This is a genomic window from Massilia sp. CMS3.1 (assembly GCF_051262535.1).
Lineage (GTDB): Bacteria > Pseudomonadota > Gammaproteobacteria > Burkholderiales > Burkholderiaceae_D > Telluria.
This window is the reverse complement of record NZ_JBIMES010000003.1, coordinates 269,938-282,610: the sequence shown is the minus strand read 5'-3', so window position 1 is coordinate 282,610 and position 12,673 is coordinate 269,938. Positions and strand designations below refer to the sequence as shown.

At 63.0% G+C, this 12,673-nt stretch carries 13 protein-coding genes; 2 read left to right on the top strand and 11 right to left on the bottom strand.

The features are described from left to right. Positions 1-2: 2 nt before the first annotated feature. The 7 genes from acpP to ACHAC9_RS07210 all read right to left on the bottom strand — a co-directional run bounded on the left by acpP (position 3) and on the right by ACHAC9_RS07210 (position 5,280). Positions 3-242, bottom strand: a complete 240-nt coding sequence (gene acpP, locus ACHAC9_RS07240) for an acyl carrier protein (RefSeq protein ID WP_020653257.1) — start codon at positions 240-242, stop codon at positions 3-5. A gap of 193 nt (positions 243-435) precedes the next feature. Next, positions 436-1,173 carry a 3-oxoacyl-ACP reductase FabG gene (fabG, locus tag ACHAC9_RS07235; protein ID WP_435758593.1) on the bottom strand — a complete coding sequence of 246 codons (738 nt, stop codon included), beginning with the start codon at positions 1,171-1,173 and terminating at the stop codon, positions 436-438. A gap of 33 nt (positions 1,174-1,206) precedes the next feature. Beyond that, on the bottom strand, positions 1,207-2,157 hold the full coding sequence (gene fabD, locus ACHAC9_RS07230) for an ACP S-malonyltransferase (RefSeq protein ID WP_435758591.1): 951 nt from the start codon (positions 2,155-2,157) through the stop codon (positions 1,207-1,209). A gap of 40 nt (positions 2,158-2,197) precedes the next feature. After that, the gene (locus ACHAC9_RS07225) at positions 2,198-3,181 is read right to left on the bottom strand and encodes a beta-ketoacyl-ACP synthase III (RefSeq protein WP_435758589.1); all 984 of its coding nucleotides are present in this window, start codon (positions 3,179-3,181) and stop codon (positions 2,198-2,200) included. Positions 3,182-3,210: 29 nt separating this feature from the next. Next, the gene (gene plsX, locus ACHAC9_RS07220; RefSeq protein WP_435758587.1) at positions 3,211-4,233 is read right to left on the bottom strand and encodes a phosphate acyltransferase PlsX; all 1,023 of its coding nucleotides are present in this window, start codon (positions 4,231-4,233) and stop codon (positions 3,211-3,213) included. Between the two features lie 191 nt (positions 4,234-4,424). Further along, positions 4,425-4,607, bottom strand: coding sequence for a 50S ribosomal protein L32 (gene rpmF, locus ACHAC9_RS07215; RefSeq protein WP_055936259.1), 183 nt, complete (start codon positions 4,605-4,607; stop codon positions 4,425-4,427). A 175-nt stretch (positions 4,608-4,782) separates the two neighbouring features. Further along, entirely contained in the window at positions 4,783-5,280 is a 498-nt protein-coding gene (locus ACHAC9_RS07210; protein WP_435758584.1) for a YceD family protein, read from the bottom strand. A 199-nt stretch (positions 5,281-5,479) separates the two neighbouring features. Between ACHAC9_RS07210 and ACHAC9_RS07205 the strand changes: the two genes are divergently transcribed. Together ACHAC9_RS07205 and ACHAC9_RS07200 are read left to right on the top strand one after the other, a co-directional pair. Further along, positions 5,480-6,094, top strand: coding sequence for a Maf-like protein (locus tag ACHAC9_RS07205; RefSeq protein ID WP_435758582.1), 615 nt, complete (start codon positions 5,480-5,482; stop codon positions 6,092-6,094). A 19-nt stretch (positions 6,095-6,113) separates the two neighbouring features. Further along, the gene (locus ACHAC9_RS07200) at positions 6,114-6,863 is read left to right on the top strand and encodes an SAM-dependent methyltransferase (protein WP_435758580.1); all 750 of its coding nucleotides are present in this window, start codon (positions 6,114-6,116) and stop codon (positions 6,861-6,863) included. Between the two features lie 23 nt (positions 6,864-6,886). On the opposite strand, the gene ACHAC9_RS07195 is transcribed toward ACHAC9_RS07200, so the two are convergent. From ACHAC9_RS07195 to ACHAC9_RS07180, 4 genes are all read right to left on the bottom strand, one after another. After that, positions 6,887-8,161 carry an EAL and HDOD domain-containing protein gene (locus ACHAC9_RS07195; RefSeq protein ID WP_435758578.1) on the bottom strand — a complete coding sequence of 425 codons (1,275 nt, stop codon included), beginning with the start codon at positions 8,159-8,161 and terminating at the stop codon, positions 6,887-6,889. Positions 8,162-8,371: 210 nt separating this feature from the next. After that, a complete protein-coding gene (locus ACHAC9_RS07190; protein ID WP_435758576.1) occupies positions 8,372-9,589 on the bottom strand; it encodes a 23S rRNA (adenine(2030)-N(6))-methyltransferase RlmJ in 1,218 nt (405 codons plus the stop codon). 184 nt (positions 9,590-9,773) lie between these two features. After that, on the bottom strand, positions 9,774-11,072 hold the full coding sequence (aceA, locus tag ACHAC9_RS07185; RefSeq protein WP_435758574.1) for an isocitrate lyase: 1,299 nt from the start codon (positions 11,070-11,072) through the stop codon (positions 9,774-9,776). 256 nt (positions 11,073-11,328) lie between these two features. Then, positions 11,329-12,540, bottom strand: a complete 1,212-nt coding sequence (locus ACHAC9_RS07180; RefSeq protein ID WP_435758572.1) for an MFS transporter — start codon at positions 12,538-12,540, stop codon at positions 11,329-11,331. Positions 12,541-12,673 lie beyond the last annotated feature (133 nt).

Below are 12,673 nucleotides of genomic sequence, written 5' to 3'. Positions count from 1 at the left end.
GCTTAGGCCTTGACGTGCGCAGTTGCGTAGTCGATAGCCTGCTTGACGGTGGTGATTTTCTCAGCCTGCTCGTCAGGGATTTCCATTTCGAACTCGTCTTCCAGGGCCATCACCAGTTCAACGGTGTCCAGCGAATCAGCGCCGAGATCGTCAACGAACGAGGACTCGATTTTGATGTCGGCTTCTGCAACACCCAGCTGCTCAGCGACGATTTTTTTAACGCGTTGTTCGATATCCGACATGTTATGGCTCCATTAGGTATGTGTTGCGGAAAGTGCGCGCATTTTATCAGGTTTGCGCGCTGAAAAACTAGTTTCGGCGTGTGACGCTAACTCGACCGGAACTCCTGCTAAAAGATGAGATTCTGACGCGATGTAAATAAGGCGCATTTCAATTGTACGCCCCGTACCAGCACCAGCGGCTCTATCCTCGACATCAATTCATGTACATGCCGCCATTCACGTGCAGCGTCGTTCCGGTGACATAAGCGGCGGTCGGACCGGCCAGGAAGGCCACCGCGTGGGCAATATCTTCCGGCTGGCCGAGGCGCCCCAGCGGGATCTGCGTGAGCAGCGCTTCGTGCTGGCCTTCGCCCAATCCCTTCGTCATGTCGGTATCGATAAAGCCGGGCGCGACGCAATTGACGGTGATGTTGCGGCTGCCGATTTCGCGTGCCAGCGCGCGCGTCATGCCGGCCACGCCCGCTTTCGCGGCGGCGTAGTTCATCTGGCCCGGATTGCCGGACGAACCGACGACGGACGTGATATTGATGATGCGGCCGTGCCTTGCTTTCATCATGCCCCGCAGCACAGCGCGCGACAGGCGGCCGACGGCGGTGAGGTTGGTCGCGATGACGCTGTCCCACTCCTCGTCCTTCATGCGCATGGCCAGGTTATCCTGGGTAATGCCGGCATTGTTCACGAGGATCGCGACGCTGCCGTAGGTCTTTTGCACTTCGTCGATGACGCCCGTGCAGCGCGCTGTATCGGTGACGTCGAGGACGAGACCCTTGCCGCCGAACTCAGCCAGATAGGACGTGATCGCTTCCGCGCCGGATTCGCTCGTGGCGGTGCCGACGACTGTTGCACCCTGGCGGGCCAACTCGAGCGCGATGGCCTTGCCGATGCCGCGTGAGGCACCGGTGACGAGAGCGACTTGATTCTCCAGATTCATGTAATTCTTTTCCTTTTCTAAAACAGCGTGGGTTCAGGCGCCCTGCTCAGTTGCCTGGACACTTGCCAGCACGCGCTCGAGCGCAGCCTGGTCCAGCAGCGCGTCGCCGACCAACACCGGATCGATACGTTTCGCCATGCCGATCAGGGTCTTGCTCGGGGCGCATTCGATGACCTGCGTGACACCCTCGCCTGCCATCTTCTGCATCGTTTCGACCCAGCGCACCGGGCCGGCGGCCTGACGTACCAGGGCATCCTTGATCGCTTCCGGGTCTTTCAGGATAGCGACATCGACGTTGTTGATCAAATCGATCCGTGGTGCGTTGAAGGTCAACCGGGCCATGTATTCGCGCAGGCGGCTTGACGCAGGCTTGAGCAGGGACGAGTGGAACGGTGCCGAGACGGCCAGCTTCATGGCGCGCTTGGCGCCTTTCGCCTTGGCGATCTCGCAGGCGCGGTCGATCGCGCCGGCATGGCCGGCGATCACGATCTGGGTCGGCTCGTTGAAGTTGACGGCTTCCACGACTTCGCCCTGGGCGGCTTCAAGGCAGACGGCGTGCACGTCGTCGGCGGACAGTCCCAGCACGACGGCCATGCCGCCCTGGCCGACCGGCACCGCTTCCTGCATCGACTGGGCGCGGAAGCGCACCAGCGGCACGGCGTCCTTGAAATCGATCACACCGGCGGCCACCAGGGCCGAGTATTCGCCGAGGCTGTGGCCGGCGACGACGGAAGGCGCCGGGCCGCCGGCGGCGATCCAGGCGCGGTACACGGCAACGGCAGCGGTCAGCATCACCGGCTGGGTGTTGGTCGTGAGGTCGAGGTCTTCCTTCGGGCCGTCGGCGATCAGGCGGCCAATGTCCATGCCGAGGGCCTCGGAGGCCTCAAGCACGGTCTGGTCGACGACTGGGTTGCCGGCGAAGCCGTTCAGCATGCCGACCGCTTGCGCGCCCTGGCCGGTAAACAGGAATGCGAATTTGCTCATCTTGTCATGGTCCTTGTGAATTCGTAGGCGGGACGCGCGATTACATGCGCGCGAGGATCGCGCCCCAGGTAAAGCCGCCGCCGACACCTTCCATCAGGATATTGTCCCCTGCTTTGATGCGACCGTCGCGCACGGCAAGGTCGAGGGCCAGCGGAATCGAGGCGGCCGAGGTGTTGCCATGCTCATCGACCGTGACGACCATGCGCTCGATCGGCAGGCCGAGTTTCTTCGCCGTGCTCTTCATGATGCGGATGTTCGCCTGGTGCGGGATCAGCCAATCGACGCTCGATGCCTTCATCTGCGCGGCATCGAGCACTTCGTTCGCGACGTCTTCGAGCACGGTGACCGCCAGCTTGAATACGGCCTGGCCATCCATGTGCAGGAAACCGCCGCTGGCGGGGCTGCCGGCCGGGCTCGGCGGAATCGACAGGATGTGGGCGTGGGTGCCGTCCGCGTGCAGCCTGGAGGCGAGGATGCCCGGCTCCTTCGATGCGCTCAATACCACTGCGCCGGCGCCGTCGCCGAACAGCACGCAGGTGGCGCGGTCTTCGAAATTGAGGATGCGCGAGAACACTTCGGCGCCGATCACCAGCACCGTCTTGTGCATTCCCGACTTGATGAAGGCGTCGGCGGTCGCGACCGCGTAGACGAAGCCGCTGCAGACGGCTTGCACGTCGAAGGCAGCGCTGTAATTCGTCATGCCCAGTTTTTGCTGGACGATACAGGCCGTGCTCGGGAAGCTGCCCTGGAAATCGGGGGTGGAACTGGCAACGATCACCATGTCGATGTCGCGTGGCGACTTGCCCGCCATCTCGAGCGCGCGGCGCGCCGCCTCCACCGCCAGGTCCGACGAGTTCTGATCCGCCGCGGCGTAGTGGCGCGCGGAGATGCCGCTACGCGACACGATCCACTCGTCCGAGGTCTCGATGCCCTGGACGGCCAGTTCGGCCGCCAGTTCGGCATTCGTGACCCTGCGCGCCGGCAAGTAGCTGCCGGTGCCGATGATTTTGCTGTAGACAGTCATTGCGTCTCCATCCCGAATTCCGTCGTGAATCAGACCTGGCGCTGGGCGTCAGGCATTTCTGGCATGAGTTCGGCGATCATTGCCGACAGTTGCTCTTGTACATTATTTTTCGCCGCATCGAAAGCGCGCCTGATGGCCCATTCGAAGGCATAGGCGTTCGCCCCGCCGTGGCTCTTGAATACCAGGCCCTTCAGGCCGAGCAAGCCGGCGCCATTGTAGCGCTCCGGATTGAGCTTCTTCAGGGCGCCACGCGCGATCAGTGCGCCCAGCATCGACAGCGCACTTTGCTTGAACACCGACTTCATGAAGCGCGACAGGCCCTCGATGGCCTTCAAGGTGACGTTGCCGACGAAACCGTCGCACACGACGACGTCGGCCGTGCCCTTGAAGATGTCGTTGCCCTCGACGTTGCCGTAGAAATTCAGGGCGCCGCGCTCGTGGTCGGCGCGCAGCAGGATCGCGGTTTCCTTCACCACCTCGTTGCCCTTGATCTCTTCGGTACCGACGTTGAGCAGGCCGATGGTCGGCTGCCTGCCTTCCATGGCCGAGAACAGGACCGAGCCCATGATCGCGAACTGGTGCAGGTGATGCGGGCTGCAATCGACGTTGGCGCCGAGGTCGAGCATGTAGGTCGGGCCGTTCTTCTGGTTCGGCAGGATCGAGCAGATCGCCGGGCGGTCGACGCCGGCCATCGTCTTCAGGACATAGCGCGAGACGGCCATCAGCGCGCCGGTATTGCCGGCCGAGACGCAGACGTGGGCGCCGCCATCCTTGACCAGCTCGACCGCGACGCGCATCGAGGAATCCTTCTTGCGGCGCAGCGCGACTTCGATCGGATCGTCCATCGCCACGACTTCGGAGGCGTGCTTGACCGTCAGGCGCGGATGGGTGTCGGCTCGGTGTTTCTTGAGCTCCGCACGCAAGGTGTCTTCCAGGCCGACGAGGATCAACTCGGCGTCCGGCTGTTGCTTGAGGAAGGAAAGGGCTGCCGGGATGGTAACGGAAGGACCGTGGTCTCCGCCCATGCAGTCGATGGATATTTTAATTGTCATCTGTGGGGGTAATACCGCGGCTCACACGGCGGTGGGCTGCAATGCAGGCGCACTCCCTTCGAGCGATGCCAGCTTGGAACGAAAGCGGGGTTGGTGCGCAAAAAATCGGCAACCGGGGACAAAGAAAAAGCGGCGCCACGCACTCAACATACGTTGCACCGCTTTCATGGTACAGAAAAACAAGGCGGCGATTACTCGTCGTTCTTGGTCTTCAGGACTTTGCGACCACGGTAAAAGCCGTTCGGGCTGATATGGTGGCGCAGGTGGGTTTCACCGGTCACAGGCTCGACTGCCAGGTTAGGGGCAACCAGGAAATCGTGCGAACGGTGCATACCGCGCTTCGACGGGGACTTCTTATTCTGCTGAACTGCCATGATGACTCCTAATACTTAAGTTCTAAAATTCTAACACAACCGATTTGCAAATACATGCACATCGAGTATCCCACCGGCAACCTCACGATTGCCGACATGTTTAAAACGCTGCCCTGGCATATACTCGACTGTGCACGCGCCTGACACGTTCTCTCTTACTACACCTGCAAACTGCTTATTCGGATTTCAGGTTCTTCAAGCCGGCAAACGGCGAGACCTTTTCAGACTTCAGGGTATGGAGCAGCGTAGTACTCGGACATACCTCGTGTTTCGGCGCATGCGGCAGTGCCAGCAGGGCTTCGTCCTCGAGCAGCTCGCGGATATCGGCAGCGTGGCTGCCGACGATCACGTCGATGCTTTCGTCGTCGAGGACTTGTTCGAACTGATCGGCTTCCTCGTCGTCGCGCCCCAACACCAATTGGGTCGCCGAATCGATCTGGTAGTCGAACGGGGCCAGACAACGCTGGCATACCAGCTGCACGGGACCAGCGACCGCCACCGTCATGGTCGGGTAGCCTTGCCGGGTCTCACCGCCCTGGATCGACCAGGCAATCTCGCCGCTGGCGTTCGCGCAATCGGCGGCGAGGCGGGGCATTTCCGTTAGCGGGGTCACCCCTTCGCGATGGCCGCCAGTGCGGCAGAATTCAAAGGCGTCGATGACAAATGCGCTCATTGCAGAAAACGTCCCCGGAAAACCTGCGATAATAACAGGGTTATCCGCGTGCAGTCAAAGACTTGACGCGTTTTTTTGGCCCTGGTGCCGCACTCTGTTGCAGCAATCCACGGCCAAGCGCCTTCGATGTCTCATCGATCGGCATTACTTGCCGGGATGGACACGACTCTGTTTTCCACACTATTCTTCGACCGCGCACATGATACCAAGTTCTTCCGCACCGCGCCTGATTTTAGCGTCGAGTTCAAGCTACCGTCGCGAACTGCTGGCGCGCCTGCACCTGCCGTTTGCGACGGTGGCGCCGCATATCGACGAGACGCCGCTCGTCGGTGAGGCGCCTGAAAGCACCGCCCTGCGCCTTGCGCGTGCCAAGGCCGAAGCGATCGCGCGCCTGCATCCGGGCGCGCTCGTGATCGGCTCCGACCAGGTCGCCACGCTGGACGGCGAACAGATCGGCAAGCCTGGGGACCACGCACGGGCGCTGGCGCAATTGCAGAAGATGCGCGGGCGCGAAGTGGTGTTCCATACGGCGCTGTGCCTGTGGGACGGCCGGGCGCTTGACCCTGCCGACACTGCCCAGGTGGAAAACGTACAAGTGTTTGTCCGCTTTCGCGATCTTCCTGATGCCGAACTCGACGCCTACCTGCGCATCGAGCAGCCCTATGACTGCGCCGGCAGCGCCAAGAACGAAGGCCTGGGCATCGCCCTCATCGAACGCATCGATTCATCCGACCCGACCGCCCTCACCGGCCTGCCCCTGATCGCCCTGACCAGTATGCTGCGCCGCGCTGGCGTGGTCTTTTTCGGCATTTAACTTCCTACTTTCTGACTTCATGCCCGGCACCCTCTACCTGATCCCGAATACCCTTGGCCCCACCGACGCCGTACCCGGCGCCCTGTCCCACGTCCTGCCTGGCCAGGTGCAGGCGATCACCTCGCAACTGAGCTACTTCGTCGCCGAGAACGCGAAAACCGCGCGCGCCTTCCTCAAGTTGGTGGCCATCGACCATCCGCTGGCCAAACCCTTGCAGGAAATCCGCATCGCGGAACTGAACGTGAACACCCCGGCAGGGAGCCTGGCGCAACTGCTCGCGCCGCTGCTGGCCGGGGAGGACGCCGGCCTGGTCTCGGAAGCGGGCGTGCCGGCCGTGGCCGACCCGGGCGCGGACCTGGTGCGCCTGGCGCATCAGCACGGCGTGACGGTGCGCCCGCTGGTCGGGCCTTCGTCGCTGCTGCTGGCCGTCATGGCGAGCGGCCTGAACGGCCAGAGCTTTGCCTTCAATGGCTACCTGCCGACCGAGGCCGTGGCGCGCACCAAGCGCATCCGCGAACTGGAAACCCGCGCGCGTCTTGAAAAGCAGACGCAGCTACTGATCGAGACGCCCTACCGCAACGGGCAGATGCTCGAGGCGCTGGTAACGAGCTGCCAGCCGGGGACGCTGGTGTGCGTGGCGACGGATTTGTCGCTGGCCACGGAATCGGTGCGCACCTTGACTGCCGCGCAGTGGAAAGCGCAGCTGGCGGACGCCAAGATGCCGGATTTTCACAAGAAACCGACGGTGTTTTTGTTTTTAGGGCAGTAAGCGGCGGGCGGGTGTGACGATGTTCAGGCCGCGTCGTGCACCAGCTCGCGCACCCAGTTGAACGCCGCCAGCTCGATCTCGCGCACCTGCTTCGAGGTCAAATCGAGCTTGCGCAGCGCCCCAGTGAACTGGCGGCCGGTATCGGCCTTCTCCAGGCGCTCGACGAGGTTCAGCATCGCACCCAGGTCCCCTGTCCGCGCGAGCAGCGCGGCGCGCACGTCGGCGGCAAGTTCGACATTGTCGAGGATGTCGGCCATCGGCATCGAAAACAGTGCGTCGGCCAGCGACATGATGCCGGCCGTGAAGGCGCGCTCGGCGCCGATGACGTCGCCCGGCCGCACCTGCAGCGACATCAGCTCGAGCAGCTTGCCGCGCGTGGTGGCCAGCTGCAGCAGCGGCGAGTTGAGTTCGACCTTGCTGCCCGGCGCTGCGAACATCAGGATCTGCAGCCAGCGGCGCAGTTGCTTGCGCCCTAACTGGGTCAGCGCTTCGGCGACCGACTCGATCCGGCTGTCGGGACCGGCGGCGCGGCCGTTCACCAGGCGCAGCAGGTTCAGGCTGATCAAGGGATCGCGCTTGACGGCGGTCTCGATCATGGCGTCGTCGGCGTCGGAATTGATCAGTTCGAGCAGGTATAGGATCACCATTTCGGAGGGCGTGATCTTGCGCCCGCTAAGGATCACGGGGCGCGCGAAATAATAGCCCTGAAAAAAATCGAAGCCGAGCTCCATGCACAGACGAAACTCTTGCTGGGTCTCGACCTTTTCGGCCAGCAGTTTCTTGCCGCTCTTGCGCAGCGATATCGCCAGATGCCCCAACACGTCGGGCGTCACGCCCTGCAAATCAACCTTCACGACATCGACCAGGTCGAGCAGCTTGTCGACCTCCTCGCTGTGGTGGACTACGTCGTCGAGCGCAAACTTGAAACCGAGTCTTTTCAGCTCAGCCACGCGGGCCAACAACGGCTCGGTCGGCTTGACGGTTTCGAGAATTTCGAGGATAACCTTATTCGGTGGCAGGAAACGCACGTAGTCGGCCATCAGGACGTCTTCGTCCACATTGACGAATGCCAATTTATTGCCGACGACTTGCTCGAGCCCGAGTTGGGACGCGTGGGAGATGACCGCTGCGGTGGCGGCGGCGCCGTCGGTCAGGCGTGCGTCGTCGTGCTCGCCAGCCGCGCGAAACAGCAGCTCGTAAGCAACCAGATGTTGGTCGCGCCCCAGGATCGGCTGGCGCGCCAGGAAAAATTCGTCGGACGGCATCGTCGTCGATAGCGCCCTTACTTCGGCAAGCATGTGAACTCCTGAAAACTCTTGCTGCGCGGCAGGCGCGGCAAGGCGCGCGCACGGTTGCGCACCTCTACCGACTATACACCATCGCGCCAATCTTTACATTTTTACATCAAAAAGAACGCACTGCTGCGTTGCGCAAATGATCCGCTGGCGCCGATGCAGCCGCATTGTTGCCAACGGTAGGCGAAGCCGGCAACAGCCGGCAACGGCAGCTCAGGTGCGCTTGCGCGGACGTGCCGGGCTGGTGCCTGCAGTCGGGCGTCCCGCCGTCGGCCGACCGCTGGTGGCCCGCTCCGGCCGCGCTCCGGCGGCTGGCGCCGCCCCTTCCGCACGCGAGAAGCGCTTGGCGCGCTCGGAAGCACCGACCTTGCTGGCAGCCGCGCCGTCAGGACGGCGCGCGTCGGCGGGTGGCGTTTCCGGACGCGGCACCGCGGCCTGGCCCGGCAGGCGCAGGCTGCCGGTACCCGACAGCGGGCTGGCGCGGCGTGCGTTGCCCACCGGCTGGCGCGCAGTGCCGCCGGCGCCCACCCGAGCAGCGGCGGCGCCGGTCACCTGGGTGCCGCGTTCGATGACGAAAGTCGCGCCCGCATCCTTGCCCAGCACCTTGACCAGGTAGGGCATGACTTCGCGCAGCATGGGCTCCAGCGTGTAGGGCGGGTTCAGGATGAACATGCCGCTGCTGTGCAAACCAAAACCGTCCGGGCCAGGCGTCGACACGGTCAGGGTGACGTTCAGCCATTCCTTGGCCGGCAGGCGCTTCAGGCGATCGGCGAACTGGCGCGATTCCATGCGTTGCAGCACGGGATACCAGACCGCGAAGATGCCGCTCGGGAAACGCCCGAGCGCGTCCTCCAGCGCATCCTTGACCTTGCGGTAATCGTCCTTCATCTCGTACGGCGGGTCGATCAGCACCAGCGCGCGGCGCGATGGCGGCGGCAACAGCGCCTTCATGCTGAGGAAGCCGTCACCGCGCTCGATCATCACGCGCTTGCCGCGCGAACGCTCGCCCTGCTCCGCCTTATGCGCATCGGCCTTGCGGAAATTGTCAGCCAGGATCTTGCTGTCGGCTGGATGCAGCTCGAACAGGCGCAGGCGATCTTCCGGTCGCGTCATCTGGTCGGCCACCCAGGGCGAGCCCGGGTAGTAGCGCATCTTGCCGCTCGGGTTCATGCCTTTGACCAATGCCACGTACTCGGCGAGCGCCGGCGGCAGGTCGGTACGGGTCCACAGCGGGCCGATGCCGGTGTCGAACTCGGCATTTTTCGAAGCAAAGCTGCCGTCGAGCGCATACACGCCGGCACCCGAGTGGGTGTCGATATAGGTGTAGGCGGTGTCCTTTTGATTCATGTACTCGTGCAATTGCACTTGGACGAAATGCTTGAGGACGTCGGCATGGTTACCCGCGTGGAAGGCGTGGCGGTAGCTCAACATAAGGGGGATTCCAATCTAAGAAGTCAATGCGGCGGCCGCCCGAAGGGGGCGCAATTGTCGACATTATCCACCACAACGGTACGCGTCCCAAAATAATCGGCGTCGAACGAAAAAAGCCGCAGGCAGAAGCGCCGCGGCTTTGAAGGGAACACCCGGCCGGAACCGGGTGCGAACTCGCTCACACTTACGCGACTTTCTTCTCGTCGAAGAACTGTTCGTCTTCGGTCGAACCGTGCAGCGCCGTGGTCGAGCTCTGGTTCTGCTGAATCGTCTGGGTCACGGCATCGAAGTAGCCGGTACCGACTTCGCGCTGGTGCTTGACGGCCGTGAAGCCCTTCTCGGCGGCGGCGAACTCGGCTTCCTGGAGCTCCACGAAGGCCGACATCTGGCGGCGTGCGTAGCCGTGGGCCAGGTTGAACATGCCGTAGTTCAGCGCATGGAAACCGGCCAGGGTGATGAACTGGAACTTGTAGCCCATTGCGCCGAGCTCTTTCTGGAACCTGGCGATGGTTGCGTCGTCCAGGTTTTTCTTCCAGTTGAACGAAGGCGAGCAGTTATAGGCCAGCATCTTGCCCGGGAACCTGGCGTGCACGGCATCGGCAAACTGCTTGGCAAAGGCCAGGTCAGGCTTGCCGGTCTCGCACCAGACCAGGTCGGCGAACGGGGCATACGCCAGCGCGCGCGAAATTGCCTGCTCGATGCCCGGACGGGTCTTGTAGAAACCCTCGACGGTGCGCTCGCCGGTGCAGAATGGCTGGTCAATGGGATCGACGTCCGAGGTCAGCAGGTCGGCCGCTTCGGCATCGGTACGGGCGATCACCAAAGTCGAGGTGCCCATTACGTCGGCCGCCAGGCGTGCCGCGGTGAGTTTTTCGACCGCTTCGCGCGACGGCACCAGCACCTTGCCGCCCATGTGGCCGCATTTCTTGACCGACGCCAGCTGGTCTTCGAAGTGCACGCCCGCGGCGCCCGCCTCGATCATCGACTTCATCAGCTCGAAGGCGTTGAGCACGCCGCCGAAACCGGCTTCGGCATCGGCCACGATGGGCGCAAAGTAATCGACCTCGTCCTTGCCTTCGGACCACTGGATCTGGTCGGCACGCTGGAAGGTGTTATTGATTCGGCGTACGACCATCGGCACCGAATTGGCGGGATACAGCGACTGGTCCGGGTACATTTCGCCGGCCAGGTTGGCGTCGCCGGCAACTTGCCAGCCCGACAGGTAGATCGCCTTCAGGCCGGCTTTCACCTGTTGCATCGCCTGGTTGCCGGTCAGGGCGCCGAGGGCGTTGACGAAGGGTTCCTGATTGACCAGATCCCACAGCTTCTCGGCGCCGCGCTTTGCCAGCGTGTGCTCGATCTGGAGCGAACCGCGCAGACGGACGACGTCCTCGGCGGTGTAGTTGCGCACGACGCCTGCCCAGCGTGGGTTGTTGTCCCAGTCGTGTTGCAATGCTGCGATCTGCTGTCCACGCGTTGCCATGTTGTCTCTCCTGATAGTGATATTGCCGAGTTGCGAAATGAAATCCGTCAGACAAAATCATAGCCCGGATGGCGCAGCGCACAATCACTCTCATATAAGACAAATGATGAATTTTTTCCTTATTATAATCAGCGACTTACAGATAAAATTCCATGATGCGGAAAGAAACTTCTTAGCATGGAAGTCGTTTCCTTGACCAATCTGCTGCAGGGTTTCATGAAAGGTCCATGGCTTTTCACCATGTGAAAAGATCACTTCATGCCTTGTGCGGCAGTGGTGCGCGTCCCCTGCCCCCTGCGCCCACCGCGGTCGCGATCGACAGCGTCTGGAACAGCGCCACGCCGATGAACAGTCCGGCCGGATGGCCGCCATCCATCAGCAGCCCGAACAGCACCGGACCGACGGCCATGCCGCTGTCCAGGCCTGAGTACACGACACCGAACACGCGCCCTGTGGCGTTCGGCGGCGCCGCGGCGCGGATCAGCAAGTCGCGCGACGGCCCGGCGATGCCTGTCGATAAGCCAATCGCGCCCATCACCAGCACCACCAGCGGCCCCGGGACGATCGAGGCCGACAGCAGCAAGGCGAGTGAGGCGGCAAACAGGAAGGAAATCGCGATCGTGCGGTCATGGCTGCGCACCCGCGCCGCCAGGAAGCCGCCGGCCACCATCCCGGCCGCCGACGACAGCATGAAGGTGGTGTAGGCGGTGGCCGCGGTCGGCAGCGAAATGTCGTACAGCGCGGTCAGGCTGGTGGACGAAAAGGCCTGGATGCCGCCCAAGGCCACCGAGGTCAGGAAGAAGAAGCCGAAGCACATCCAGACCGCCGGCAGGCGCAGGAAGTCGAACGATCCGCCGGCCGCCTGGGCCTGCGCCGCGGTCAGCACCGGCACGTTCGTGGCCAGCACCTTGCGGTTCAGGATCAGCGTCAGCAGCATCAGGGCCGGGATCGCGGAGGCCGACAGCAAGGCCACGCGCCAGCTCGAGAGCGTGGCGACGGCAGCCAGGAACAGTGGCGCGGCGGCCCAGCCGATGTTCCCGGAAATGCCGTGCACCGAAAAGGCGTAGGGCAGGCGTTCCTTCGAGACGTTCTGGTTCAGCAGCGTGTAGCCGGCCGGGTGGAACACCGCGTTGCCGCAGCCGGCAATCAGGGAACCCAGCAGCAGCACCGCGTAGTTCGGCGCACTGGCCAGCACCAGCGCCGCCACGAACAGCAGCGCGTGCCCGGTGAACAGCACGCGACGCGCGCCGACGCGGTCGACGAGGAAGCCCGACAGCGCCTGGCCGACGCCGGAGACGACGAAGAAGACGGTCATCAAGAGGCCCAGCTCGGCATACGAGAGCACGAACGCGACCTTCAGCCAGGGGAACAGTCCGGCCAGGATCAGGTGATAGAAATGGGATACCCCGTGCGAGACGCCGACCAGGCCGATCACGCGCGCATCCTGGCGCAGGCTTGTAGTGCTCATGGTTGCTGTGTGTGAGAAGCGAAAGGGAGCAGTGTAGTCAAAACGCTGCGACCTTGCTGGCGAGGGACGCGCAATGTTCCGATCAAAGGTCGGCGGCTTGAACGAAAAAAGGGCGCATCGCTGCGCCCTTCCC

What these genes read in the sequence shown, in the direction of transcription:
- plsX (WP_435758587.1), bottom strand. Translation starts at nt 4,233, where the DNA reads ATGACAATTAAAATATCCATCGACTGCATGGGCGGAGACCACGGTCCT.
- ACHAC9_RS07210 (WP_435758584.1), bottom strand. Translation starts at nt 5,280, where the DNA reads ATGAGCGCATTTGTCATCGACGCCTTTGAATTCTGCCGCACTGGCGGC.
- acpP (WP_020653257.1), bottom strand. Translation starts at nt 242, where the DNA reads ATGTCGGATATCGAACAACGCGTTAAAAAAATCGTCGCTGAGCAGCTG.
- rpmF (WP_055936259.1), bottom strand. Translation starts at nt 4,607, where the DNA reads ATGGCAGTTCAGCAGAATAAGAAGTCCCCGTCGAAGCGCGGTATGCAC.
- ACHAC9_RS07205 (WP_435758582.1), top strand. Translation starts at nt 5,480, where the DNA reads ATGATACCAAGTTCTTCCGCACCGCGCCTGATTTTAGCGTCGAGTTCA.
- ACHAC9_RS07180 (WP_435758572.1), bottom strand. Translation starts at nt 12,540, where the DNA reads ATGAGCACTACAAGCCTGCGCCAGGATGCGCGCGTGATCGGCCTGGTC.
- ACHAC9_RS07195 (WP_435758578.1), bottom strand. Translation starts at nt 8,161, where the DNA reads ATGCTTGCCGAAGTAAGGGCGCTATCGACGACGATGCCGTCCGACGAA.
- fabG (WP_435758593.1), bottom strand. Translation starts at nt 1,173, where the DNA reads ATGAATCTGGAGAATCAAGTCGCTCTCGTCACCGGTGCCTCACGCGGC.
- ACHAC9_RS07225 (WP_435758589.1), bottom strand. Translation starts at nt 3,181, where the DNA reads ATGACTGTCTACAGCAAAATCATCGGCACCGGCAGCTACTTGCCGGCG.
- fabD (WP_435758591.1), bottom strand. Translation starts at nt 2,157, where the DNA reads ATGAGCAAATTCGCATTCCTGTTTACCGGCCAGGGCGCGCAAGCGGTC.
- ACHAC9_RS07200 (WP_435758580.1), top strand. Translation starts at nt 6,114, where the DNA reads ATGCCCGGCACCCTCTACCTGATCCCGAATACCCTTGGCCCCACCGAC.
- aceA (WP_435758574.1), bottom strand. Translation starts at nt 11,072, where the DNA reads ATGGCAACGCGTGGACAGCAGATCGCAGCATTGCAACACGACTGGGAC.
- ACHAC9_RS07190 (WP_435758576.1), bottom strand. Translation starts at nt 9,589, where the DNA reads ATGTTGAGCTACCGCCACGCCTTCCACGCGGGTAACCATGCCGACGTC.